This window comes from Clostridium chromiireducens, assembly GCF_003575225.1.
Lineage (GTDB): Bacteria > Bacillota > Clostridia > Clostridiales > Clostridiaceae > Clostridium > Clostridium chromiireducens.
The window spans coordinates 575,781-601,701 of record NZ_QXDJ01000004.1 but is presented as its reverse complement, the minus strand read 5'-3'; the positions used below and the strand labels follow the sequence as shown (position 1 = coordinate 601,701).

Here is a 25,921-nt window from a genome sequence, read left to right as displayed (position 1 = left end):
AGATTTTAAAAGGTTCTTATGACCATATGTTCATATTTTTTCATAGGGATACCAACGCACCAAATAACAGCATTACAATCGAACATAGCATTTTTTATATAATTATAATTATTAATTTCACCTTGTACAATTGTTAGAGTTTTATGTTTTATTGTCAATTTTGATGGATTACGAAGGAATGCTTTTACTTCATAACCTTTTTCAAGAGCATGTTGTACGGCAAATTTGCCGATACCTCCTGATGTACCGAATATTATAACTTTCATATAATTACCTCCAACTGAATTTGCTTTACATTGGAATAATACAATGTATAATAATTATTGTAATGGAGTGGAATATGGAAAGAAATTATGAAGATGATAATATAGAAAATTGTCCTGTAGCTAGCGCGCAAAAGATAGTACGTGGAAAGTGGACCATGGTTATTGTGTTTTTTTGAGCCAAGGTACTTTGAGATTTGGGCGTAAAATTTTTACCGGTGTTGGAAGCTTTAGAGAAATGGGCAATTGAATATGAAAAAATGTCAAAATAATATTTAATTAGATTTAACTTATATTTATTCATAAGTAAGAGGAGAGAACTAAGTTCACATAGAGTTGGATTAGGTTCTCTCCTTTAAATATTTTTATTCAATACACTTATTCAACTACAAAATTATTCAAGTAAAAGCCCACTATTGTTAGTACATATAATTCATTTACAAAAAATGTTATAATTAATATAATTTTAGCGCCATTTCAGAATGGACATACTAAAGCACAAAAAGTCGAGAATAAAATTATATTTTTATATATACTTACTTGGAGGTTAGAAATTTGGAAATAATTAAAAGTCTTAACAAAACACTTGATTATATTGAAGACAGTTTAGATTCTCAAATAGAGATAGATGAAATAGCAAAGGTAGCCTTTGTATCACGATACCATTTTCAAAGAATGTTCCATGCATTAACTGGATTTACTTTAGGGGAATATATCCGAAATAGAAGACTAACTCTTGCTGCAGAAGAATTAACGTCTAAAGATGTAAGGGTAACCGATGTAGCTATAAAATATGGCTATGAAAGTATAGATGCTTTTACAAAAGCTTTTCAAAGAATGCATGGAGTAACGCCTTCAAAAATAAAGAAGGGTGATGTAAGACTTAAAGCATTTCCAAAGCTATCATTTGAAATATCAATTAAAGGTGAGTGTGAATTGAATTATAGAATAGTTGAAAAGGATTCATTTAAGGTTTTTGGAGTAGATTTTTTAACATCTACGGTAGATAATGTTTTGTTCAAAGAAATACCAGAATTTTGCGATAAAATTTGGGAGGATGGAACCCACCGTAAGATTACAAAATTTCTAGGATATAATGAAAGACATATGCTCCACGGAATTCATTATGATTTCAAAGAAGATGGAAGTAGAAGGTATATGATGGGATGGGAAGTTCCAGAAACAGGTGTACCTAAAGAGTATAAAATTTTGGACATACAACCATGTACCTGGGCTGTCTTTGAAGGTAAAAGTTCAATAGATGATAATATCTATATTCAAAATGTATGGAAACGTATATATTCAGAATGGTTTCCTTCATCAGGTTTTGAGCAAGTAGAAGGTCCTTGCTTGGAAAAATATTATTGGGATGGGGACGCATATGATAAGTACATATGTGAAGTATGGATTCCTATAAAAAGAAAAGAATAATTATGTCTAGAAGGAGGTGGCACAATGGCAAAAACTAAAAGAGGTAATAATATAAAAAAAATCCCTAATTGGAGAGGAATATGTCCTGTTTGCAAAAGAACTGGTGTAAAGCTACTTTGGGACAAACTCTCTGAAGATGGAACAATAAAGGTATGTAAGGTATGTGGAAATAAATAATGTAATATTTATATAAAAATCTATGGTGAAGATAATTTAATGGCAAGGAGGAAAAGGCAATAACATGAAGGATTATACAATAAGAAATTATTGCAGTGATGATGCTGATAAAATTGGAAGCTTTGATAAAGTTGCAGAACTGTCATATCGTTATAAGGGGGATTTTAAGCCAGCTAATATTTTTTGTGCAGTAAATTCAGAAAATGAAATTTTAGGTGTGGCTGATTTAGAACCTCATATATCCTGGACTCCTATAGAGGAGAATTCTCAAAATCAGGATTATATTTATAGATTATGTGTGAATATAAGGATAAATCCATTATATGAAGCTTATAAGAATTTACGCACTTCGCTAATGGATGTTATATTGGCTAGAGCAAAGGAAATAAAAAAAGATTATCCAGGAAAAAAGATACGAGTGATAAAATATATTTCTGCTGATAATAATAAGGAAATGGACCTTTTTATTTCAAAAGGCTTCATTGCATATAGAAATTCATTAGTGATGAAACGTGACTTAACGGAGGAAATTAAGCCATGTGATTCCAGTTCTGAGTTTAGAATTGTGAATTGGAAGATGGAAACTGAGTTCGATGTAAAGCGCTATGTTGAAACTGATGCAAAATGTAATGAAGGAGCTGCATGGAACTTTGATACAGTAAGCTGGATGAGGTATTCACCAGAATGGGCTACCTTTGGTGCTTTCTCAGAGGAGGATGAATTTTTAGGCGGTGTCATGATTTATTTAATAACAGAAGAAAGAAGTGCTACTGAAAATATATTTGTCTTACCTGAGTGGAGAAGAAAAGGCGTGGCAAAAGCTTTTATCACAGAAGCTTTAAATTACCTTAAGAAGAATGGTAAAACCATGGCAACTCTATGTACTGATGGAGACAATAAGCCAGCTATAAATTTATACAAGTCTTTAGGGTATAGAATGTATTTTGTAAATATTGAATTTGGGTATGATGTATAAAGATTTTATTTATTACTGATATGGTGAACCCCACGAAAATCTATCTTGATATGACTAGTCATAGAAACAGTTTTATTATTTTAACTGTCTACTATAAAGTGAGCATATCATTTAGATTATTGTGGGTCTTTTAGGTTTCTTTAAATAAATATTAAATAAATATTTCCAGCATAGGTATAAAAATCAATATGTTGTGATTCCTTTAAAATATTAGAAACCAATCTTAATTGTTCAAGATTTATTAAATTATATGAAGAAACCAGTGTTTGTTCATATAATTCCTTCATATTGGAGACAATTTGGTTTTGCGTTTCATTTTGATTAAAGGGATAATTATAATCTATTGAATTATTTTCTTTTAAATACTCATTAATAGACGTAGATACCTGTACCTTTAATTCTGATAATCCTGATAAATCTAATTTCTGGCACAGCCTATAAATAGTTGAAGTTGAAATAAAACAAGCTTCACTAATTTCAAGAGCACTCATTTTTACAAAAACCTTAGGATTATCCTGCATATAGGTAACTAATGTCTTTTCATTTTCAGTTAAGTTAGTCAATTTATTCAATTTGCTAAAAATATTCACAAAGATCACCGTGTATAATGAATATATAATTAAATGCATTACACTTTTCCTTTCATACTATTATTTAATATATTTAACATAATAGGCTGCTGATTATTTGAAGTGCCCATAGCTATACTATTTTAGTTCAGAATATAACCACAGCTTTGTACTTATTTGTTAATTATACTTACTTCGATAGTTAATCTTATGCATATTAAATAATATTTTATTTGAGTTTACTTACTATATTTCTACAATTAATTTATATAAAATAAGGAAGCCATGAAATTCATTTCTGAAAACATAACTTCACTTTTATGGTGCAGGGCTGCTCAAAATATCATATTTACTCTATGTATTCATTTAGTATATAAGCAATTCCATCCTCTTCATTTACAGTATTAATCTTATTGGAAACAAATAAGTTGGAAATATGGAATATTTACTGCCTAAATGCATTGAATGGATTAATGAATACAATTCAGCAACCAGCTGCAGATGTAACAATTAGTATTATTACATCAAAAAAGCATTACCAGAAGGTAAGTGGAATGCGTTCGTTTTCCAATTCTTTAATAAATATAATGACACCAGTTATTGCAACAGCATTGTTGACCATAACTAATATGCAGGTGATTATTACATTTGATTTATTAACATTTGGAGTTGCTTTTATTTCGTTGTTATGTTTTGTGAAAATACCAAAAATGGAAAATAAAAATATAAAGAAAGAATCCATGTTATGGTCAGTAAAAAGTGGATTGCACTTTTTAAAGCATAACCGTGGAATTTTAGATTTGATCTTGTTTTTAGCTGCAATCAATTTTACTGCGTCTGTATTCAATGCAACTTTTCCAGCTATGATTTTATCAAGAGCTGGAGATGTCCAGGTTGCACTTGGCATACTGTCACAGGAACTGCTATGCTTGTAGGCAGTATTGTGCATCTATATTACCAGTTCCTAAAAGTCGTGTCCGCGTGATTTGTAATGCTTTATTGCTTTCAATGAGTACTGAAAACTTTTTTCTGGCCTTGGGAAAACAGTTCCAGTATGGTGTGTTGGAGCAGTTTTGGGCTGGATTGCCATTCCTATTATGAGTACCAATATGGATGTACTATTAAGGAATTATATCCCAATAGATATACAGGGGAGAGTTTATTCTGTAAGGAATACGTTGCAATTTTTTACAATTCCAATTGGGTATTTTTCTGGTGGAATATTAGTTGACAAAGTATTTGGACCATTTATGTTATTGCAACCACTAGGAGGGTTCTTAGCAACAGTATTCGGAACTGGAAAAGGATCAGGTGCGGCATTTTTATTTTTTATTCTTGGTATTGTTGGAGTTTTGACATGTCTTATATTCCGTAAAAACACCAATATATGAAAAGTGGAAAAATAGTTAATTTCTTTAATAAATATAAAATGCATGTAGACAAATTCCAATTTCTAGAGTTGCTTATAGATGTTATTATTATATCTAAAAATTTAATATTAGATTAGAATATCACACTATTCATAACAAAGAATAGATTTGTGATATTTTTTTATTTAAAATATTGATAACCATACTATTATATTTAGGGTTAAGAAAATATAATAAGTTGTAAATTTAATGATGTTATAGGTACGCATTATATTAGAGAATCCTTTAGAAATTTTGCAATGTGTGTTTACAAAATATGCTATAATTGATCTATAATAGTAATTTAGGCAGAGGGGATTGGGGCAAGTGATAAAACTAAGTTATCTTAAAGAAAAACTTCCAAGTTGCTGTGAAATAGATTCTTTTTCTATTTCCATGTGTTCTGAAAGTGAAAGACAAGCATTACGGGATTTACTGCCAGAATGCATATCAGTTATTGTATTAGCGCACCATATTAAACATTCCATAGAGTGGGCATGGTTTCCATTTGAAGCCGAACGAAATAACGTTACTTGCGCAGCAGATTTACACTTAAAAGCACAATGTGAAAAGATCACATCAGTAATAAAAGATAATGGGCATAATAGTGTCATTATACCTTATCCAGGGAGAAGTGGAATAAGATTTAAAGACTTAGCTAATAAAACTGGACTCGGAAAAATGGGAGATAACTTTCTGTTCCTTCATAAAGAATGGGGAGCTTGGACGCATTTAAGAGTAATAGTTTCAGATGGAGAAATATCAGATAAGTTGCCAGAATGTAAGGAGGTTTGCTATCATTGTGGAATTTGTAAAACTTCATGTCCAGCAAAGGTAATTAAGGATGATACATTGTTAGGTGTTGAATGTAGCCAATATCAAAATAAAATAGATGAGGAGTTTGGAATACAAGGAAGTTATACACCTAAGTGTGAAGAATGCGCTCGTGTTTGCCCTATAGGTGAAACTCCAGAAAAAATTACTATATCAAAGTAATTTAATACGTAATTATACTGTAAGTTCCATATTAAGTTTTAGTATTGTAAATAGTAATTTATTAATGATTTTAAATATATAGGGGGAAAATCGATGAAAAAAACAAATGAGGGGTTAGATATAATGTGGAAGTATGTAATTTTTGCATACCTGCTATTTTGGATAATGGTGCTTGGAATCTGCGGAACCGCTTCAATGGTATTTCATGCATCTGGGCTAACAATGCGATGGTTGGCAAATTTGTGTGCATGGTCACCAACATTTGCACTATTACTAATGTTTAAAAAATTGAGAACGGACATGAAGGTAAAAGAATTCTATCGAGAAGCATTTGGTGGCAAGATAAAGATAAATTTGTTGATTTTAAGTGCATGTTCAGTTATTGGCGGGACTTTGTTATCTGTATTCATTTTATCAATTATTGAACAAAAAAGTTTTAATTCTTTCTTTAGTCTTGGCATGTATTCCCTGCCATTATCATTTTTACTGTCAATTTTATCCGGACCAACGGGAGAAGAGTCTGGCTGGAGAGGATATCTCCGCTTAGAATTAGAGGAACGTTTTGGATTTGTAAAAGGTTCATTTATTTTAGGAGCTATTTGGGCATTCTGGCATGCGGTACTTTGGTTTGTAGATAGTGATTTTACAGGGATGAGTTTAATTATTTATATCATTTCTAATTTAGTAGTAATGACTTCATTAGTAATAATTATGAATGTAGTATTAAAGAAAAGTAACAATTTATTCTATGCGATTTGGATACACTTCTGCTTTAACTTTTTATACAATTTTATAATTGCAGATATTTGGTTCTATATTGTTATTTCAATTGTATATGCTGTAATCTCTGGAGGTTTTTTTAAAGTGCATTCGAGAGAGACGGTGATTGAGGAAAAAGTTACACTAAGATAAAGCTATATTAAACTTGATAAGATTATAAATAGTAATTTTTTGAGATAATGAAATATAAATCATTTATATAAGATGAAATGGAGAGAATCAATATGAGTGTTTATGAAATTCGTGATACAGAATGTTTAGAAAAATTATTTGAAGGTTGGCAGGAAACATTAATTTGGTCATGCATGCAAGGCTGTATGGGAAGAGCATATGCAGATAGTATTAGTAATCCTAAATCAGCTCAAATAGTAATAGGAGACTTTTGTTTTTTTGCAGGTGAGGCTAAAAAAGAACTCGTATTGAATAAGCCTGATGATTATAAATCAAATTTTATAATTATGATTCCACAAAATAATGAGTGGAGTAAGCTGATTGAGCAAACATATAAAGAAAGAGCAACAAAAGTGTATCGTTATGCAATTAAGAAAGAACGTGATGTATTCGATATTGAGAAGCTAAGAAAAATTGTAGAAGATATAAAGAAACCATTTAGTATTCAGATGATAGATAAGCATATTTTTAATCAGGTTATGAGTAATTCATGGTCGAAAGATTTATGCTCACAGTTTAATGATTACGAGGATTATAGTAAACGAGGCATCGGAGCTGTAGTAATGAAAGATGGAATTGTTGTTGCTGGAGCATCTTCATATACTGTGTACAATGAAGGAATAGAAATAGAAATTGATACTAGGAAGGATTATCGAAGAAAAGGTTTGGCATTAGCATGTGGTGCCAAACTAATTTTAGAGTGCTTGAACAAAGATTTATATCCAAGTTGGGATGCACAAAACAAGGTCTCTGTGGTTTTAGCCGAAAAACTTGGATATCATTTTGATAAAGAGTATGAAGCGTATGAAATCATAGATTATTAAGTTATATGAGAATTTAATGTAGTTTGTTTGTGTTGTTAAATTTAAGGGGAAAATTATAAGCAGTAATTTGAAAGGAAGTTTCATTATGGGAGAATTATCAAAACTACCTAACATCGGAAAAGAAGTTGAAAGACAGTTAAATAATGTAGGTATATTTACTTACGATGAATTAAAAGATATTGGTGCAGAACAGGCGTGGCTCAAAATACAAGAGATTGATGCTTCAGCATGTATTCATAGATTGCTAGCACTAGAAGGTGCGATTCAAGGTATTAAGAAAACAGAGTTGCCACAGGAACGTAAAGCAAATCTAAAAGACTTTTATAATTGGCATAAAGGTAAAGAGTAAAATTGAAAGGAAATTCAAAAATGAAAAGATCAACTGTTATAGCAACATTTGAAAGTAGTGTAGAAAAGGTATGGGATGTAGTAACTGTCAATAATAACTGTTCATGGAGAAGTGATTTATCACAAATAATTGTATCTTCTGATAATAATTTTTCTGAATATGCTAAGAATGGATTCAAAACAGATTTTACTATAACATTAAAAAAGCCTTATAAGCAGTATGAATTTGATATGAAAAATAAAAATATGAGTGGACATTGGAAAGGTGTATTTTCTCAAAATGAAACTGGGACAAGAATAGAGTTTGCAGAAGAAGTTCAAGTAAAGAATCCTATTATGAATTTATTTGTTAAATTTTATTTGAAAAAGCAACAGGAAATATATATTAAAGATTTAAAAAAAGCATTAGGAGAATAACAAATTTTAATTTAAAGTCGAGCGTTGTAAATATTAATATAAAAAGCAGGTTCCACTGCTAAAGGAGAATATGGAAATGAAAATTGAGACAAATAATTTGATTATCCGTGATTTTGAGTTGAGGGACGAAAATGATTTATGTGAATATATGCTGCAGCGAGTTAATGCTGAATTTGAGGCATATCCAGATTTCACTTGTCAGAAAGCAAAAGAAGAGGTTGAATTTAGAGCACAAAGCGATGAATTTTATGCAATAGAGTTAAAAAAAGAACGTAAGGTTATTGGGAATATTTATCTAGGAAAGAGGAGTTTTAATACAAGAGAACTTGGATATGTATTGAATGAGAACTATCAGCATAATGGCTATGGAAGTGAAGCTAGCAAAGCAGTTATAGAATATATGTTTAATCAAGGTGTTCATCGAATTTATGCAGAATGCGCTCCTCAAAACACACATTCATGGAGATTGATGGAAAGGATTGGAATGAAGCGTGAAGCGCATTTTAGAAAAAACGTTTCTTTTCATAAAGATACGAATGGACAACCTATATATTGGGACACCTATGTATATGCAATATTAAACCCATATGAAGATGATTATTCTGACAGATAAATTCTAATTTTAAGATTAAGGATAATAAATAGTAATTTGATGAGGTGCTTTAATGAAATGTTTATTAGTTATAGATATGCAGGAAGACTATGTAGGGGATTCTAGGAATACAAGAATGTATCCATATAATGCTAAAGAACTGATAGATTCTATAAATGAAAGGATTTCGGAATATCCTAATGAATCAGTGATTTATATTGTAAATAGATTCTTTTGGGAAATTAGAAGAAAGCCCAAAAGGCTAGTTGATGGGCTTTCTGTCATATCTAATAACGTGTTTGAAAAAAGAAAAGCAAGTTGTTTTTCTAATAAACGATTATTGGAATACTTACAAGAGATAAATGCAAGTGAACTTGAGCTGGTAGGTGTAGATGGCAATTATTGTGTAGGATCGTCAGCCCTTGATGGAATAACTAAGCAATATAAGATTTTATTTAATGAATCGCTTATTGGTATTGGGAATTATGGTAAGTTCAAAAAGATAAAAAAGAAATTAAAGGAAATGGGAGTAATATTCACTACAAATCATTTAAACGTAAAGAGGTGTAATTATGAAAATACATGATAAATGCTTGCCATGTGTTGTAAATCAAGTTATTCAAGTGGCCAATATTACAGGTGTTGACAATAAGGAAGAGTTATTAAGGGAAGCTTTTACTTACCTCAGTAAAATGGATTTTGAGATAACTATACCAGAAATTATTGGAGAAATTTTTAGCATGATAAAAAAGCATACTAATAATCCAGACCCATATAAAGAAACTAGAAATTACTATAATAAATTGTTTTTGAAACTGTTACCCGAATTTGAGAGGAAGATTGAGCAAGCTGAAAATTCGTTTCAATTAGCAGTAAGATATGCCATTGTTGGTAATATCATAGATTTCAATCCTATTCACAATACATTATTAGAGGATATTTTTGATTATTTCGAAAAAATGGAACAGTTAGAATTAACAATAGATGATTCTAAGGCGCTAACGGAAGATATATTAAATTCTAAGATATTATTATACTTAGGCGATAATTGTGGAGAAATCTGCATGGACAAGATTCTTTTAAAAAAAATAAAAGAACTGAATCCTAATGTCAAAATATTCTTTGGAGTACGAGGTAAACCAGTTGTAAATGATTCTATAGCTGAAGACGCATATGCAGTAGGAATAGATGAATATGCAGAGGTTATAGATAATGGGGATGGTTCTCTTGGGACTGTTTTAAATCGGACAAGTCTTGAGTTCAAAGAAGTATATGAAAAGGCTGATGTAGTAATTGCTAAAGGACAAGCGAACTATGAATGTTTGAGTGAAGAAAAGAAAAAAATCTATTTCCTGTTAATGACCAAATGTGATGTAATCGCAAATGATATTGGTGCTCCAGAAAAGAAAATGATTTGTATGAAAAACAAAGTTTAAAGAAGCAATTCAACGGTTATATACATAAATAACAAATTCCAGTTTAAGGTTGAGCATTATAAATTGTAATTTGTAGAGCAGTTTAAATTTTGTGAGGTAGAAAATGATAATATGGATAAATGGAGCTTTCGGAAGTGGGAAAAGTACAATATATGCATGATAATTATAATGGAGTTTTAATTATTCCTATGACTATTACTGATATAAATTACTATAATCAAATAATAGGGCAATTAATTGAAAATGACGTTGAGGTTTATCATTTTATTCTTAATGCTGACAAAGAAAATATAAAGCATAGATTAATCAGCAGAGGTGAATGTGAAAATTCATGGGCCAAGCAGCAGAGTGATAGATGTTTACGAGCATTTGAAAGGGACATTAATGGTGAAAAAATCAATACGAATAGTTTAAATGTTGAGCAAGTAGTAAATGTTATTATGAAAAAAATAACTTTGGGATTTTTGTAGATGAATTCAATGATTATGATATAAAACTGATTGATGATATAGCAAAATTATTTAAGAAATCAGCAGAAGAAAATGCAGGAATAGTATATATAATGAGTTATTAAAACATAGTGATTTATTAATATTTTTATGTGTTGGAGGAAAATGAAATGTTTCCAAATAAAGAAATAGCAGAAGAGGAATTAAAGATAGCGGGACAATTAAATCCGGGACCATGGACAGAACATTCTATAAATGTAGGACTAGCGGCTCAAATGATTGCAGAAAGATGTAGTAATCTTAATCCCCAAAAAGCATATGTGTTAGGAATTCTTCATGATATAGGTAGAAAATATGGGGTAAGTGCAAGGAGACATAGTAGTGATGGATATAATTTTGCTATGGAAAGAGGTTGGGACGAAGTGGGGCGAATTTGTTTAACTCATTCATTTCCAGTTCCTGATTTTGATAAAGAAATAGGTAGAAATGATATGAGTGATGAAGAAAGCAAATTTGTTAGACACTATTTAAAAAACATAACTTATGATGATTATGATAAATTGTTGATTGTTTGCGATTCACTGGCTGATGCTCAAGGTTTTTGTATGCTAGAAAAGCGTTTTGTTAATACAACAAGGAGATATGGGACATTCCCATTTACTGTTGAACGCTGGAATGAGACTTTTGAAATGAAAGAATATTTTGAAAAACAAATGGGTTGTTCTATCTATGATGTACTTCCCAATATAAAAGAAACCACATTTAAGGATGCACCATTATGGAAACCGTCAGCAATCTCATGAGTCTAAAGGATGGGATATTAAAGAAGCCTAAGTGGATTCAATTTTAACCTAACTATAAATCATGTTTTACGCAACCTGAGGAATGTCTATGTATTTATAAAAGTTATGATATTCGCAATTTCTAATTTGCAACTCAGATATAAAAAGGAGTATATATGAACTTTGAAACTTGCTTTAATAAGTCTTCAACTATTATAATGGAAGGTGCATTAGGAGAGAGATTAAAAAGAGAATTTAATATTATGTTTGATGATAATGTTGCGATGGCTGGTTTAATTTATAATGCTGATTCAAGACAAGCCTTGCATAGCATTTTTCAAGAATATCTAAAAATTGCTGAAAAATATAAGTTACCATTTATCGCAACAACTCCTACAAGAAGAGCTAATAAGGATCGTGTCCTACAATCTGAATTTACTGAAAGAATAATAGAAGATAATGTTAGGTTTCTGCAAAAAATAAAAAGTAATGCAAAGGTAAATATGTTTGTAGGTGGCTTAATGGGATGCAAGGGGGATGCGTACAAGGGAACTGATATTGTATCAGTAGATGAAGCGCAGGAGTTTCATTTATGGCAGGTAAAGTTATTTAAAGAAGCAGGAGTAGATTTTTTGTTTGCAGGTATCATGCCTGAGCTATCTGAGGCTATTGGTATGGCAAAGGCTATGGAAACAGCAGAATTGCCATATATAATTAGTTTTATGATTAGGGATGATGGGAAACTAATAGATGGAACTACTATTAATGATGCAATTTTGAGTATAGATAATGCTACTATACAAAAACCAATTTGCTATATGGTAAACTGTGTTCATCCAATCATTTTAAAAAAGTCTCTATCATATTCTTTCAATAAAACAAGATTAGTTAAAGAAAGATTTCATGGAATACAAGCAAACTCTTCACCTTTATCACCAGAGGAATTAGATAATGCAATTGACTTGAAAATTTCTGATAGTGTTAGTCTTGCTAATGATATGATGGATTTATATAATTATTTTATTCCTAAAATTTTAGGAGGCTGTTGTGGTACTGACAATACTCACATGGAAGAAATAGCAAAAAGGTTAAAGGGTGAAAAAGATGAAGTCTAGAGCACTTGAATATTTAATAAAAGATCCATTGTTACATATGGGAATGATTGAGCCAATACGTAGAGATACTGCAGAAATATTGTATGCTGAAATAGATGGAGTATTAATGAAAGAAGAACAAAGTAATGCGTATATGATATCTGTAGATAATTTTGAAAAAGGACAAGAGCTAATAAATAGCATATTGAAATGTAGCCTAATTGTTGCGCATCAAAAATATATGATTGATTATATATCAAATAGATTTGGGTTAACTGAAAAACTTGAATGTGTTCAAGCTGCGTATATGGATAAAACTAAAATTCATACAAAAGAAGAATTAGAAATAAGGCAGTTAGAACCGAATCAAATAGAAGTTATATTAAAACATTATAATAAATTATCTAATAATGAAATTGAAATGCTTTTAAAGAATGGAAGTTTATTTGGAGGATATAAGAATCATGTACTGATAGGATTTATAGGAAATCATTTGGAAGGAAGCATAGGACTATTAGAAATTTTTCCTGAATATAGACGTTTAGGGTATGGAACAATACTTGAAAGTTATATGATAAACAAAACACTTGAAGATGGTTTAGTGCCATTTACACAAGTTGAAATAGAAAATAAAAAATCAATAGCTTTGCAAAAGAAACTCGGATTTAAAATATCAAAAGACAAATTGTATTGGTTGTTTTAGTAAGTTTAATTATGCAACTGAACGAAGAGGTGATAATCAAAATGACAAAACTGTGTTTACACAGTGGATATGAGGTGAATTTTAATTTAATATTAAGTATTATAAATAGTAATTTGAAAGGATGATTAAAATGGTTTTATTAGTAGTTGATACACAAAAGTTAATAACAAATGAAAAATTATATAAATTTGATACGTTTGTATCTAATGTTAAAGAATTAATAAATAAGGCTAGGGAAAATAACATTGAAGTAATATATGTACGTCATGATGATGGAGCAGGAAGTGAATTAACAAAAGGAACTGATGGTTTTGAAATATATGAAGAATTTCAACCAATTAATGAAGAAAAAATATTTGATAAGAATGTTAATAGTTCTTTTAAAGGGACAGGCTTGTTGGAATACTTAACAAACAAAGGTGAAAAAGATGTAATCATTGTAGGACTTCAAACAGATTATTGTATTGATGCTACCATAAAATGTGGATTTGAACATGGATTTAATATTATAGTGCCAGCATATGCAAATACAACAGTTGATAATAAATTTATGTCAGCAGAAAATAGTTATAAATATCATAATGAATTTATGTGGAATAGAAGATATGCAGAATGTATTTCATTGGATGAAACAATTAAAAGAATGAAATAGTTTCATCCAATATAAATGAAGAAGATGGCCCAGAAAAAGGAGTAGCCCATTTTTATGCTGATCTTGATGATATTTTAAGTTTGTTTTGTAACTTTAAAATAGAAAAAGTACGTCACATAGACTATTGCTATATAAATTCTCAGAAGCAAGATAGTAAGTATTATTATATAAATGGACACAAAAAGTAAGGGAAATATTTAAGTCTTAACTACAATAGTTTTAAAGATGTATGTTATAAAGCAATAACTGGGAATATGTGGGAAGATGTATTAAAACACATAAATAATCAATTTAATATCTTCTTACAGTATTTCTAATAATAGTTCCTTATACTCTTTATGGTTTTATTAGACTTTTATTAAACTGGTGGTTGTAAAGTATTTTATATTACATAATTATGTCGCATTATTCAAGGGATTGAATTTGCGATTTTTTTTTGTAATTATAAAATGTTATATACTATGCAGATTTCCCTGGAAATAAATCACTGACCACAAAATTGTGGTGAGTAATAACTCTTTATTGGAAATTAAAACTTTGCATTTACAATTTATGCTATAATTAATTTGAATAGTTACCATTATTTAGGTGATTCTTGATACTAAAAAAATAAGTTCCTGCAGGAGGAACTTACAAGAGGATTAAAATCAAACACATTAAAAAATTATTACATAAATATTATGTGTAATGTGAAAGAGAAATATTCAATTCGTATTGCTTTTAATAGCAAGAATGGAAAAGAAATTGAATTGAAAAAAATATATATTATAATTACCAAGCGGAATAAAGAAGGTGAAAGATTTGGAATACAAGACCATCGTATTTAACTGCCTTAAATATATTGAAAATAATATTAGTGAGTCTATAACTGCCGAAGATATTGCAAATAAAGCTGGATATTCACTGTATTATTTCTCAAGAATATTTAAAAAGCAAATGGGATTATCAATTATGGAATATGTTAAAGAGCGCAGATTAATTAAGGCTTCAGATGAAATTATCAATGGAAAGAAAATAATTGATGTAGCGCTTGAATATGGCTATCAATCCCATAGCGGTTTTACTAAGGCATTTAAAAATAAATTTGGATTTTCTCCCGCACTTTTAAGAGCGTTTCGTTTCCAAATTGATTGTTTAGGAGGTAATTATAATATGAGACATGTATTTATGAGAAGCACAAATATTCATGCAACTAAAGAAGAGTTATTTGAGGTATTAAGGACGACAATAAAAGAAAATATGCTTGAATATAACCAAGAAAGAATAGAGAAAGCATATGAATTTGCATGTGTAGAGCATGAGGGGGAAAAAAGATACTCGGGTGATGACTATGTAACTCATTCGGCTAATGTAGCTATTATTCTATCAGAAATGGGAGCGAGCGAAGAGGCTGTCATAGCAGGTTTACTGCATGATATTATTTTAGAAAAGTCAAGTACTCATATTAATAAAGTCATAAGTGAATTTTCAAAAAGAATTGTAGAAATTATAGTGTATTTAAAGAGAAGTAATATAAATGAATCCATGAGTGATGAAGATGTAGTAATGGTTATGATAGCTGATAGGATTCATAATATGAGAACAATTGAGTTTATAGATAAAACGCGTTGGAAGGAAAAGGCAAAAGAAACGTTAGATGTATTTTCACCTATAGCAGCAAGGCTGAATAATGAAAAAGTTATAGCTGAATTAAATGACTTATCGCTCAAATATATTTAATATTGCTGGTACATCACCTATTTCAGCATATATTGAATACCTATGAAAACTGGACAAGGCAATAAGAATTTTTATGTACTTGAAATATTCATTGATGGCAAGGGAGATGGGATGATAACGTGGATATGAAATACTTATTTGATGACGCAGTTTTAAATTATGAAAAGAGGCGTCCAAATTACGGAACAGAAATATTTAAAGATATAATGAAATATTCAGAAATCACTAGTGATAAATCAATCATAGAAGTTGGGTGCGGAACAGGTCAAGCTACAGAGCCTTTCTTAAAAATGAAATGTAAGGTGACTGCAGTTGAATTAGGCGAAAATCTTTCTTCATATACCAGAGAAAAATTTAAGGATTATAGTAATCTGGAGGTTGTTAAGTCTGCCTTTGAAGATTACGATTGTGATGCTAATAAATTTGATATGTTATATTCTGCTACTGCGTTCCATTGGATACCAGATGAAATTGGATATAAAAAGGCATATAGGATAATAAAGAATGAAGGCACCATTGCTTTATTCTGGAATAGGCCATCTGCAAATGATAAGGATAGTCCAGTACATCAAAAGATTCAATCTATTTATAAGAAGCTTTTACCAGAGTGGATCGATAAGGTAATTAATAGTGAAGATAATAAATCTAAATATTCAAGGATAGTAGATAAGATAGAGGAATATGGTTTTAAGAATATAGAGTTTAAGCTATATCATAATTCCAGGAAAATGACTGGAGTTCAATATATAGAATTGCTAAATACTTATTCAGACCATTTAGCTTTAGAAAAATCATTGAAATCACAACTGTTTAATTCTATTAGAACAGTAATCGAAGAGTTAGGAAATGAAGTAATTATTAATGATACAGTGGACTTATATCTTGCTAAAAAAATGTAGAGATATTGACTCAAGATGAGTATTTGAATACAGTTTAATGAATATTGATATTCTTATGAATTTGCTAGGGAGACTTTAAAATTATTTATGAAAGTGTTATAATAACATAAAAACAGATATAGAATGTTAATTTCTTTGTCGCCGGATAAAGAAAATAATAAGCGTTTAAATTTCACGCCGCAGGCCTTTGAAAGCGTGATGTTTAAGCGCTTTCTTTTTTAAGGAGGATTTATATGCAAAAAGAAAATAATTTAATAGCTATTAAACACTATAATGGAGGAAATAATTTATGTCATTAAATTATATTGTACCAATTATTATAGTTATTGTATCGAACATTGTTTATCATATTACAACTAAGAATATACCAAAAGATGCAAACTCATTCTTATCACTAGCAATTACTTATTTAGCAAGCACGGTTATTGCTATAGCAATGTATTGTTTAACATCTAAGCCGAGCAGAATTTTAATGGATATACATAAAGTTAATTGGACCAGTTACGTTCTTGGATTAGCAATTGTAGGAGTGGAAGTAGGATATATTTATATGTACCGAGCAGGTTGGGATATAAGCAGAGGTTCATTAGTAGCAAGTATTTCAATATCTATATTATTAATTATTGTAGGTATTTTATTTTACAAGGAACACATTGGAATGTATCAGATAATAGGGATTGTGTGTTGTATAATAGGATTGACTTTTATTAATTTGGATTAGAGTCTTATTAAAAAAGCAAAATCTTAGGTTTAATAAAATAAAGAATAAAGATGAAAATCACATTATTCAAGAGATTGAATTTGTGATTTTTTTTGGATAGATTTAAAAAATAAATTAGATTATAGGTCTGTAGAAATGGATAGTGATGCATTTACAATATATGCTATAATTGATTTGCAGTAGGAAAGTGACTAGGAATAGATTTTAAATTTACGAAGGGGACGTATAAGGTTCAGAAAAATAATTAACTTGTTATGGAGGAGAAAAATGCATTTAGGTTCAATTTATTTAATAGTTAAAGATTTTATTAAGTCTATAGAGTTTTATGAAAAATTATTAGAGATGAAAGTTACTTCAATGAATATGGAGCGTTTTGCCCAGTTTGAATTTGAGGGGCATAATATATCCATAATGAACGGATATTTTGATAATCAAAATCCGGAATTAACAATACATAAGGGAGAATATGTTGAAAAATTTGATAATCTTGTTGCTATAGCAGATTCAAAAAACACTAATAAGTTTGTATTAAATTTTTGGGTTGAAGATTTAGAAAAAGAGCGCGAAAGAATAATAAATCTAAATATTAGCAATTTAGTGACTAAGATTAAATTTGTTAATAATGTAATGCCATATTATTATTTCCAAGTTGAAGATCCAGATGGTAATACGATAGAGATTACAGGTGAATATATAGAAAAAGAAGATGAATTTAATGTGTGAAGATGTCAGCCTATAAGATTGAATAGCATAAATAGTAATTTGAAAGAAGGGTGTAAAAGTGGCGGAATATCAAGATAGAGAAGAATTGATTTCAGAAATTTCAAATCGTGCAAAACAATTTGTTGAAGAATTTAATGAAATTGATGAAAAAGATAAAGATAGATTAATTGGTGGAGTTGACAGAACCCCCGCTCAAATGATTGCTTATCAGTTAGGGTGGATGGATCTTATTCTTGATTGGGAAAAGCAAGAACAGCAAGGACATGTTGTTATCACCCCAACTCCAGACTATAAGTGGAATAATCTTGGTGGCTTATATGAAAGTTTTTACGAAAAATATAAAGGTTATACTCTCAAAGAGTTATGCACTATGTTTACAAGAGCTGAGCAGCAAATTGTTGAATTAATCCATAGTTATACAGATGACGAGTTATTTGAGCAAGGAGGAAGAAAGTGGTCTTCATCAACTCCTTCTAACTGGCCAATATGGAAGTGGATTCACATTAATACTGTTGCGCCATTCAAAACATTCAGAACAAAAATACGAAAGTGGAAGAAGTTACAACAAATATAAATTTTTGAATATAAATTCAGTTTAAAGATGAGCTTTAAAATAGTAATTGAGCAAAATGAGTTTGGAGAAAAAGAAATGAAAGAATGGTGGAATGGAAAAGATTTATTAGATATTATTCCTGAAGTATGTCTGCAGAAAGAATTAAGCTTAAATGAAATAGTAGATAAAATCTATAAGGATGTTTTAGAGTGAATAGTAAATTTCAATTAATTATTGTGACATAGATTCAAAATAATAGATTATTAATATAGTAATTAAATAATATGATATTGATTTTAGATGCTATTATCGGTTTTAATAACAAATTATTGTGGTGAGTTTTTTTGAGGAGATTAAGTATGGAATTAAGCAGATTATCATATAAAAGAGCTGATATAAGAAATATTGACATTATGTTAGAAATCATACATAGGTGTATGAACGAAGTTAATTACATCGATTATAACGAGAGTGAATTTAAAAGATATTTAGATTCCTTTACAACTAATTGGCTTAAAAACATTATTGAAACAAGGCATTATTATGAAGTTTTGTATGATGACAAGATTATTGCTTGCGGAGGAGTAAGCAGGGATTATAGTCAAGAAAAACAAAGTTATTTTACGGCTATATTCGTTAATCCAGATTATATAGGAAAAGGCGTTGGCAGAGAACTTGTGCATTATCTTGAGTTAGATGAATGGTGTTTTGAAAGCAATTTAATTGAAATTCCATCTTCTAAAAGTTCCCATAAATTTTATCATAAGCTTGGTTATGAATATAGAACATACCCGCCAGAATTTAATGAAAATGATGGTTCGACGATTATGTATAAATATAAAAAAATGTAGTGAGGCATATTTATATTACGATAATTGTCATGGAGAATTTAAATTGTTCTAAGGAAGATAGAGTACTAGATATTGGTTTTGGAAATGGATATCTTATTAACAATTTAGCAAAGAAAAAGTTTTAGTAATTACTTATATTTGGAGGAATTAAAATTGAAAAAATCTATAATAATCTTTCTTTTAGCTATAGTATTTGGGTTAGTTGGTTGTGACAATACTACTAAAGAAAGCGTAAATAAACAACAAATGGAGACAACAACTGCAGCAAATAATGAAGTGAATTCTAAGGAGAAAACCACTTCAAATGATAATGAGAAGTCTAGTGATAACAATAAAGTGAATTCTAATGATAAAAGTAATAATACTAATCAAGAGAGTAAAAAACAGGAATATAAAGCTAAACTAGATAATATTGAACTAGGATTCAAAGGGTCTAATGATGCTAATGCAACAACTAATGATATGTACCAAGAAGCGTGTAAAGAACATAAACAATGGGATGATGCACTAAATGAAATATATGGCGTTCTAAAATCACAGTTACCTGCAAGTGATATGAAAAAGTTGCAAAATGAGGAGCTTCAGTGGATAAAAGATAGAGATGCTAAAGCTAAAAAAGATGCCGAAGAGATGGCTGGTGGCACTATGGAGAAAGTTTTATTTCAGGGATCTTTGGCAAATTCAACAAAAGAAAGGTGCTACGTATTGGTGGAGAAGTATATGAAATAGGATTGAAATATTATATAACAATGAAGTACTGACCACAAAATAGTGGTGAGTAAAAGGCCACATAGAGTAATTTATATCTATCATATGGCCTATTTTAACATGTGTGTCTGTTGTACCTGCATCAAAACATGGTCGCAATAGACTAGATATTACAGTTTATTTTAAAGCATATTGTAGTTATGCTCAAACTAATTTAATTGAATATAGATATAAAAAATCAATCCTATAATTGATAGACAAAAAAAGTTTAATAAAATAAACTTCAATAGATATTCTTTCTTTTTAGAAGGATATTCAAGGATAAAAATCTTGTAAGAAATAATACTTGCCAGTGAAGCAATAGGAGTTCCAAGTCCGCCAATAGTTACTCCATAAAATAATGCCTTCCAATTGGATGCAAAAGGAGCAAGTAAAATACTGCCTGGTACATTACTTATTATTTGGCTTAATAGCAATGCAGACAAATAAATATCTGTTGATGTATTGGTTAAAAATGTTAGAAAATTACGTATTATAGCAATGTTAGATATATTGCCTACTGAAATGAAAAAACAAACAAAAGTAATTAGTAATCCGTAGTCAAGTTTTCTGAATAGGCTTTTATTTAAAGCAAGTGTCACTAATATTAAAATAGGTAATGTTATGAAATAAGATATAGCACCAAGAACATTAAGTAGCAGTAAAATAAATAATGCTGAATATATGATTATTTTCTTTTTTTCAAGTATTGAGGTATCATTCATAATAAATGTAATTTTTTTAGGATTAGTAAAGAAAGTGATGCAAAGCAGTAAAAATAAACTTACAATACAAATTGGCAATGAATAAGAAAAAAAGTTTTCAACATTTAATTGATAATGAGAAAAAATATATAGGTTTTGAGGATTACCAATTGGTGTTGCGCAGCTTCCAAGGTTTGAGGAAATAGTTATAAGAATAGTAGGTAAAATAATATTATAGTTGCATTTTCTTGAAATGTTAATTAAGATTGGAGTAATTGCAATCAGCGCTACATCATTAGTTAAAAACATGGATGAGATGAAAGCAAACAAACACAAAACCTGAAGTAAAATTCTTTCATTTTTACACTTATTTAAAATCAATAATGATATATGATTAATTAAGGAATATTCCTCAAAAGCCTTCACAACAATCATTAATTCAAACAGGCAAATAATCACCTTGAAATCCAAGTATCCCCAACTTGGAGTGTTAATAAATGAAGTTGCAATGGCAGCAAATAGGGAAATGGATAAAAAAGAATCATTTTCCAAGGTTGCTCTTATTTTTGATAGTATTTCAATCAAAAATTCACAGTTCTTATTTAAAAAAAATATTTTAAATCCATTCAAAACATTTGACATAGTTCTCATAATAGGGTCACCTTCTCTGATTAAATTATTTATGGTGGTGCAATGGAGGCTTTGGATGATGCCCATCTCTTTCATGAGGTGGAATGTGTTCTCTCATATGAGGCGGTAATGGTTCACTTAAATCATAATCTTCAAGAATCGCCTGTGCTTCAAAATGAGTACAAAGTTTTTTGATTGTATTATAAAATGAGTATTTTTCTTCTTTTGATAGGTTTTCAAATACTTGTTCTGTAGAATCATTCTGATTCTCATATTTTTTTAAAAACTCTAAACCATCAGGAGTTAAAAATACACGCATTTTACGTTTATCCACTTCATCTTTTGTTCTTTTAATAAGATTGGAACGTTCCAATTTATCTAGTAGCTCTGACAATGTTGCTGATCTTACATCCAATATTTTAGTGAGTTCTTTTTGGTTAAATCCATCGTTTTGAGCTATAATATTTAAAAGTCGAACCTGACCACGATAAGGTGTATAATGAGCTCGTGTTTTATACGAACTTCTTTGGTACATATTTATAAATTTGTTTAGTGCAATTAATAATTCATCAGATGAGATAATTATTTCTTCATCCATTTCATTTTTTTCATTCTTTTCATCAATAATGTTATTGTTCATTTGAATCCTCCTTTGAATATAATAAGGTACCTAACTATATTTATAATATAAACTGATTTTGTGAGCAAGTCAAGAAATATTTCAAGGTACCTAACTAATTTTTGTTGTTATTCTATTTATAACATAAATCAAACAGTTCACAAATTTCGTACCAGTTGCTTAAATATTAATTCAATAAATATTAATCAAGGAAATGTCATAAAAATATACTGACTAAAAGACTATTAGTATGATACAGTGCAATGAAATGTATACCTAGTGGATAAAAAATATGTTCTTTGAAAATCGAATAATATAATATTTGTAAGATATGATATAATTAACCGGAAGATAAATTATATGAATTTGAGGTGAAATGCTATGGACAAATATACAAGAGAAGAATTGGCAGAAGCACTGCGAGTTGTATCTTCAACTATTACTAAATGTGAAAAATCGCAGCTAAAATTTACGGAAGGTACATCTTCGCACACACTCCTTAAGAATAGGATAAAAGCATTATATATTTCCAAGTCATTAATAACAGATGAAAATGTTATGGGACAATATACAAAAGAAGAATTGATAGAGGCACTGCGTCCCGTATCTTCAATTATCAGCAAATGTGAAAAAGCACAGCAGAAATTTGATGAGGGTACATCTAATTATAACCGTTTTAAGAACTTAATAAGTACAATGTATATATCAAAAACATTAATAACAGATAAAATTAATGAAATAGGTTAATTTAAGTAATGTAGCAATTATAATATATGCTATAATCGGCGTATAATAACAAAAGATTACAAATATTATTTATTAAGGTTATAGGAGGCAGATAATGTCTAAATCTATTTCAAAAAATGCTGTTTTCAAGGCAATACTTAACTTGTTTAACATTATCTTACCAATAATAGTAACACCAGTTGTAACTAATGCATTTATATCAACTTATTCTTACATTGCAAAAGGCGAAACATTTAACACAATATTTTTAGCTTTTGCAAGTTTTGGGGTTTATCAATATGGATTAAGAGAAATAAGTAAGGTTAGAGATGATGAGAAGAAGCTTAGGCAGACCTTCACCAGCTTATTTGTTATAACTACATTCACGACAATTATAGTATCAGTTGTATATATGATTTTTTTATTGAGATTTTATAGAAATAATCCAGCTTTTTATACATGTGTGATTATAGGATTTAATATAGTGTTTAACCTCTTTTATGTAGAGTGGATTAATGAAGCTTTAGAAAATTATGATTTTATTGCTATTAAAACTATGATAGTTAGGATAGTAACTTCAATAATAATAATATGGGCTGTAAAAGGAGAAGATAATTTTCTATTTTATTTATATTTAAGTGGAGCAGCGAATCTTGTAAATAACTTATTAAGTTATTATTACATAAAGAAAAGAATAAAGTTTGATTTTTCGAATCTTAGTCTTAAGCAATATATAAAGCCCATGTTTGCAGTTGTAATACTTTCTAACACAGGACTTTTATATACTATGTTTGATAGGCTGGTAATAGGCAAATTCGGTTCTAATGAGGATCTTTCAGCTTATGCCATAGCGCAAAAAACAATATATATAATAAATGCTTTAATGCTTACAATAATTCAAGTTACAATGCCAAGACTTTCAAATAATCTTGGGAATAACTCAAAAGAAAATTATCTTTCATTACTAAATAGAGTGGTTAAAATATATTTTCTATTTTTATTTCCTGCTTCTATAGGATTATTCTGCGTATCAAAGCAAGCTATGTGGATATTTGGAAGAGTCGGTTCGACTTATGTTCCATGGTTTCCTTTGATGATGGGATTTTCAATATATATGTTAACCATTGGTGTTCAAGGAATTATTTCTAATCAAATAATATATCTGAACAAAAAAGAAAAAGAAGATATTAAGATATTCTTCATAGGTGGAGTGTGCAATGTAGCATTAAATGCACTACTTGTGGGTGTTAATATGTTCACAGCAACAAATTCAATTATTGCAACTATGATTTCAAATATAATAGTCATATTGCTAGAGTATAGAGTTGTTAAAAGACAAATAAAATTAGATATACATATATTTTCTTTTGAAAATATAAAGTATTTTTATTATTCGTTATTATTTATTCCAATAACGTTTGTAATCAATCATTTTATATCTAGCATGGTTGTTTCTTGTGGGTTAGATATAATAATTTGTGGTTTGTTGTATCTAGCAATACTGCTTATAACTAAAGATGTCGTGTTTTTTGAAATATATAATAGGGTAGTTATAAAATTGAAAGCTTTATTTTAATAAACTCAAGTATTCCAATGCAAATGATTAAAGGAGAAAAATTAATTCAGAATAGAAGTTAAGGTTTGGAATTAAATGTTAATGTGCTATATTTATACTATATTAATCTTAAGGTTAAAAATTTAAGGCATAATATCATTTAAAGGAGAGAGAAAAATGGGAATAGAACAAATGAGTGATTTTTTTACTACTCGTGTAGATGGATATGATGAACACATGCTTAACAAAGTAGAAGGATGCAAAGAGGGATATGTTAAAATGGCAGAATTGCTGCCAAAAGATGCTGATGAAATATTAGATTTAGGATGTGGCACTGGCTTGGAACTTGATGAAATATTTAAAAGTATGCCATTTATCCATGTTACTGGCATTGATCTAACTCAAGCAATGTTGGATAAATTAAAACACAAGCATCCTGATAAGAATTTGTCATTAATAAATGCAAATTATTTTGATTATGATTTCGGCACTTGTAAATACGATGCAGCAATATCATTTCAAACCATGCATCATTTTTCTCATGAAGATAAGATTAAACTATACTCAAAGATTTTTAACTCATTAAAAACTCATGGATGCTATATTGAATGTGACTATATGGTTGAGAGCCAGGAAGAGGAAAATTTTTATTATAGGGAAAATAAGAGAATACGAAAAGAGCAAGGTGTCCCTGATGGGGAATTTTATCATTATGATACACCTTGCACAATTGACAATCAAATTATGATGTTATCTAAAGCTGGTTTCAAAACTGTGAAAATGAACTTTAGAGTTGGAAATAGCACAATAGTTATTGCTAAGAAATAATATTTTTCATGGGCTTTTTTATTTTCAATTATTTTAAACTAGGAGGCTAAATTATTAATAATAAAGAACTAATAATAGAGTGAATCTAGAAAGATAAAGGAATGAGTGATTTCAGTTATAAAGATATTTATAATGAATAAAGAGTAACATTCATAGGGGAATATGAATGTTACTCTTTACTATTTATATTTAAGGGAAATAATTATGAAAAAAAGGTTTTATTAACTTTATATGTTTATTATAATATGCAATTGTGTCAATATAGTGGCATATTTAAATAAAAATACACAAAAGGATAATTATGCATTAAAAAATGGGATTTTTACTATATATGATTGAATTAGCAAGTAATAAAAAATATTCTCTTAACTTGAATAAAATGGGACCTATATAATATTACTTCTTTGTATATTGTAGTAGAAGATGAAAGAAGTTACAGCGATAGTGTAAAGTAAACTATGAAAAAATAGAAGTAAAAATCAATCTACACTATTAAGTAAAAATGTTTAATTTTACAATTTATCATTTGATTTTGTGTATGACAAAAGACCTCCGTCGCCGAAGGCAAAAACTGTAA

The 25,921-nt window shown here is 29.3% G+C and carries 33 protein-coding genes; 29 read left to right on the top strand and 4 right to left on the bottom strand.

Features of this window, described 5'->3' with window-relative positions; translation table 11 throughout:
• Positions 1 to 5 precede the first annotated feature (5 nt).
• A complete protein-coding gene (locus D2A34_RS18660) occupies positions 6 to 266 on the bottom strand; it encodes an NAD(P)-dependent oxidoreductase (RefSeq protein ID WP_119367556.1) in 261 nt (86 codons plus the stop codon).
• 552 nt (positions 267 to 818) lie between these two features.
• On the opposite strand from D2A34_RS18660, the gene D2A34_RS18650 reads away from it, so the two are divergent.
• The 3 genes from D2A34_RS18650 (at position 819) to D2A34_RS18645 (ending at position 2,847) form a co-directional block, all read left to right on the top strand.
• Positions 819 to 1,694, top strand: coding sequence for an AraC family transcriptional regulator (locus D2A34_RS18650; protein ID WP_119367555.1), 876 nt, complete (start codon positions 819 to 821; stop codon positions 1,692 to 1,694).
• A gap of 24 nt (positions 1,695 to 1,718) precedes the next feature.
• Positions 1,719 to 1,871, top strand: coding sequence for a hypothetical protein (locus tag D2A34_RS26865; protein WP_182629419.1), 153 nt, complete (start codon positions 1,719 to 1,721; stop codon positions 1,869 to 1,871).
• A gap of 64 nt (positions 1,872 to 1,935) precedes the next feature.
• On the top strand, positions 1,936 to 2,847 hold the full coding sequence (locus D2A34_RS18645; protein WP_119367554.1) for a GNAT family N-acetyltransferase: 912 nt from the start codon (positions 1,936 to 1,938) through the stop codon (positions 2,845 to 2,847).
• A 140-nt stretch (positions 2,848 to 2,987) separates the two neighbouring features.
• On the opposite strand, the gene D2A34_RS18640 is transcribed toward D2A34_RS18645, so the two are convergent.
• Positions 2,988 to 3,419, bottom strand: coding sequence for a MurR/RpiR family transcriptional regulator (locus tag D2A34_RS18640; RefSeq protein ID WP_243128366.1), 432 nt, complete (start codon positions 3,417 to 3,419; stop codon positions 2,988 to 2,990).
• Positions 3,420 to 3,829: 410 nt separating this feature from the next.
• Between D2A34_RS18640 and D2A34_RS27310 the strand changes: the two genes are divergently transcribed.
• The 23 genes from D2A34_RS27310 to D2A34_RS18530 all read left to right on the top strand — a co-directional run bounded on the left by D2A34_RS27310 (position 3,830) and on the right by D2A34_RS18530 (position 20,264).
• A complete protein-coding gene (locus D2A34_RS27310; RefSeq protein WP_341467263.1) occupies positions 3,830 to 4,351 on the top strand; it encodes an MFS transporter in 522 nt (173 codons plus the stop codon).
• Between the two features lie 162 nt (positions 4,352 to 4,513).
• A complete protein-coding gene (locus D2A34_RS27305) occupies positions 4,514 to 4,807 on the top strand; it encodes a hypothetical protein (protein ID WP_243128364.1) in 294 nt (97 codons plus the stop codon).
• A 345-nt stretch (positions 4,808 to 5,152) separates the two neighbouring features.
• Positions 5,153 to 5,821 carry a 4Fe-4S dicluster domain-containing protein gene (locus tag D2A34_RS18630; RefSeq protein WP_119367553.1) on the top strand — a complete coding sequence of 223 codons (669 nt, stop codon included), beginning with the start codon at positions 5,153 to 5,155 and terminating at the stop codon, positions 5,819 to 5,821.
• A gap of 93 nt (positions 5,822 to 5,914) precedes the next feature.
• The gene (locus tag D2A34_RS18625; protein ID WP_119367552.1) at positions 5,915 to 6,733 is read left to right on the top strand and encodes a CPBP family intramembrane glutamic endopeptidase; all 819 of its coding nucleotides are present in this window, start codon (positions 5,915 to 5,917) and stop codon (positions 6,731 to 6,733) included.
• A 92-nt stretch (positions 6,734 to 6,825) separates the two neighbouring features.
• Positions 6,826 to 7,596 (top strand): GNAT family N-acetyltransferase, encoded by a 771-nt coding sequence (locus tag D2A34_RS18620; RefSeq protein ID WP_119367551.1) that lies wholly within the window; start codon positions 6,826 to 6,828, stop codon positions 7,594 to 7,596.
• A gap of 85 nt (positions 7,597 to 7,681) precedes the next feature.
• Positions 7,682 to 7,945, top strand: a complete 264-nt coding sequence (locus D2A34_RS18615; protein ID WP_119367550.1) for a TfoX/Sxy family protein — start codon at positions 7,682 to 7,684, stop codon at positions 7,943 to 7,945.
• Positions 7,946 to 7,965: 20 nt separating this feature from the next.
• Entirely contained in the window at positions 7,966 to 8,361 is a 396-nt protein-coding gene (locus D2A34_RS18610; RefSeq protein WP_119367580.1) for a polyketide cyclase, read from the top strand.
• Between the two features lie 76 nt (positions 8,362 to 8,437).
• Positions 8,438 to 8,974: a GNAT family N-acetyltransferase gene (locus tag D2A34_RS18605; protein WP_119367549.1), complete on the top strand. Its 537-nt coding sequence runs from the start codon at positions 8,438 to 8,440 to the stop codon at positions 8,972 to 8,974.
• A 52-nt stretch (positions 8,975 to 9,026) separates the two neighbouring features.
• Positions 9,027 to 9,539 carry an isochorismatase family protein gene (locus D2A34_RS18600; RefSeq protein ID WP_119367548.1) on the top strand — a complete coding sequence of 171 codons (513 nt, stop codon included), beginning with the start codon at positions 9,027 to 9,029 and terminating at the stop codon, positions 9,537 to 9,539.
• Positions 9,526 to 10,389, top strand: coding sequence for a damage-control phosphatase ARMT1 family protein (locus D2A34_RS18595; protein WP_119367547.1), 864 nt, complete (start codon positions 9,526 to 9,528; stop codon positions 10,387 to 10,389). Before D2A34_RS18600 ends, D2A34_RS18595 begins: the two co-directional genes overlap by 14 nt.
• A gap of 134 nt (positions 10,390 to 10,523) precedes the next feature.
• The gene (locus tag D2A34_RS18590; protein ID WP_119367546.1) at positions 10,524 to 10,859 is read left to right on the top strand and encodes a hypothetical protein; all 336 of its coding nucleotides are present in this window, start codon (positions 10,524 to 10,526) and stop codon (positions 10,857 to 10,859) included.
• A gap of 149 nt (positions 10,860 to 11,008) precedes the next feature.
• Positions 11,009 to 11,641, top strand: coding sequence for an HD domain-containing protein (locus D2A34_RS18585; RefSeq protein ID WP_119367545.1), 633 nt, complete (start codon positions 11,009 to 11,011; stop codon positions 11,639 to 11,641).
• A 155-nt stretch (positions 11,642 to 11,796) separates the two neighbouring features.
• Positions 11,797 to 12,735, top strand: a complete 939-nt coding sequence (locus D2A34_RS18580) for a homocysteine S-methyltransferase family protein (protein ID WP_119367544.1) — start codon at positions 11,797 to 11,799, stop codon at positions 12,733 to 12,735.
• Positions 12,725 to 13,417, top strand: coding sequence for a GNAT family N-acetyltransferase (locus D2A34_RS18575; protein ID WP_119367543.1), 693 nt, complete (start codon positions 12,725 to 12,727; stop codon positions 13,415 to 13,417). Before D2A34_RS18580 ends, D2A34_RS18575 begins: the two co-directional genes overlap by 11 nt.
• 130 nt (positions 13,418 to 13,547) lie before the next feature.
• The gene (locus D2A34_RS18570) at positions 13,548 to 14,069 is read left to right on the top strand and encodes a cysteine hydrolase family protein (protein WP_119367542.1); all 522 of its coding nucleotides are present in this window, start codon (positions 13,548 to 13,550) and stop codon (positions 14,067 to 14,069) included.
• Positions 14,070 to 14,861: 792 nt separating this feature from the next.
• Positions 14,862 to 15,788 (top strand): helix-turn-helix domain-containing protein, encoded by a 927-nt coding sequence (locus D2A34_RS18565; protein WP_182629418.1) that lies wholly within the window; start codon positions 14,862 to 14,864, stop codon positions 15,786 to 15,788.
• A 125-nt stretch (positions 15,789 to 15,913) separates the two neighbouring features.
• Positions 15,914 to 16,687, top strand: a complete 774-nt coding sequence (locus tag D2A34_RS18560) for a class I SAM-dependent methyltransferase (RefSeq protein ID WP_147357748.1) — start codon at positions 15,914 to 15,916, stop codon at positions 16,685 to 16,687.
• Between the two features lie 289 nt (positions 16,688 to 16,976).
• Positions 16,977 to 17,408 carry an EamA family transporter gene (locus D2A34_RS18555; RefSeq protein WP_079440696.1) on the top strand — a complete coding sequence of 144 codons (432 nt, stop codon included), beginning with the start codon at positions 16,977 to 16,979 and terminating at the stop codon, positions 17,406 to 17,408.
• A gap of 267 nt (positions 17,409 to 17,675) precedes the next feature.
• Complete coding sequence (locus D2A34_RS18550; protein ID WP_079440697.1) at positions 17,676 to 18,131, top strand: VOC family protein; 456 nt, start codon at positions 17,676 to 17,678, stop codon at positions 18,129 to 18,131.
• Between the two features lie 58 nt (positions 18,132 to 18,189).
• The gene (locus D2A34_RS18545; protein WP_079440698.1) at positions 18,190 to 18,705 is read left to right on the top strand and encodes a ClbS/DfsB family four-helix bundle protein; all 516 of its coding nucleotides are present in this window, start codon (positions 18,190 to 18,192) and stop codon (positions 18,703 to 18,705) included.
• Between the two features lie 27 nt (positions 18,706 to 18,732).
• Positions 18,733 to 18,897, top strand: a complete 165-nt coding sequence (locus D2A34_RS18540) for a P-loop NTPase family protein (RefSeq protein WP_182629417.1) — start codon at positions 18,733 to 18,735, stop codon at positions 18,895 to 18,897.
• Between the two features lie 146 nt (positions 18,898 to 19,043).
• Complete coding sequence (locus tag D2A34_RS18535; protein ID WP_119367539.1) at positions 19,044 to 19,535, top strand: GNAT family N-acetyltransferase; 492 nt, start codon at positions 19,044 to 19,046, stop codon at positions 19,533 to 19,535.
• 153 nt (positions 19,536 to 19,688) lie between these two features.
• Complete coding sequence (locus tag D2A34_RS18530; protein WP_243128363.1) at positions 19,689 to 20,264, top strand: lysozyme inhibitor LprI family protein; 576 nt, start codon at positions 19,689 to 19,691, stop codon at positions 20,262 to 20,264.
• Between the two features lie 188 nt (positions 20,265 to 20,452).
• Here D2A34_RS18530 and D2A34_RS18525 read toward each other — a convergent pair whose 3' ends face one another.
• On the bottom strand, positions 20,453 to 21,637 hold the full coding sequence (locus tag D2A34_RS18525) for an SLC13 family permease (protein WP_079440700.1): 1,185 nt from the start codon (positions 21,635 to 21,637) through the stop codon (positions 20,453 to 20,455).
• A gap of 25 nt (positions 21,638 to 21,662) precedes the next feature.
• Positions 21,663 to 22,256 (bottom strand): MarR family winged helix-turn-helix transcriptional regulator, encoded by a 594-nt coding sequence (locus tag D2A34_RS18520; protein WP_079440701.1) that lies wholly within the window; start codon positions 22,254 to 22,256, stop codon positions 21,663 to 21,665.
• Between the two features lie 360 nt (positions 22,257 to 22,616).
• On the opposite strand from D2A34_RS18520, the gene D2A34_RS18515 reads away from it, so the two are divergent.
• The 3 genes from D2A34_RS18515 (at position 22,617) to D2A34_RS18505 (ending at position 25,344) form a co-directional block, all read left to right on the top strand.
• Positions 22,617 to 22,982 (top strand): hypothetical protein, encoded by a 366-nt coding sequence (locus D2A34_RS18515; RefSeq protein ID WP_079440702.1) that lies wholly within the window; start codon positions 22,617 to 22,619, stop codon positions 22,980 to 22,982.
• Between the two features lie 94 nt (positions 22,983 to 23,076).
• Positions 23,077 to 24,537, top strand: coding sequence for an oligosaccharide flippase family protein (locus D2A34_RS18510; protein WP_079440703.1), 1,461 nt, complete (start codon positions 23,077 to 23,079; stop codon positions 24,535 to 24,537).
• Between the two features lie 156 nt (positions 24,538 to 24,693).
• The gene (locus D2A34_RS18505) at positions 24,694 to 25,344 is read left to right on the top strand and encodes a class I SAM-dependent methyltransferase (protein ID WP_119367538.1); all 651 of its coding nucleotides are present in this window, start codon (positions 24,694 to 24,696) and stop codon (positions 25,342 to 25,344) included.
• Positions 25,345 to 25,921: the final 577 nt, after the last annotated feature.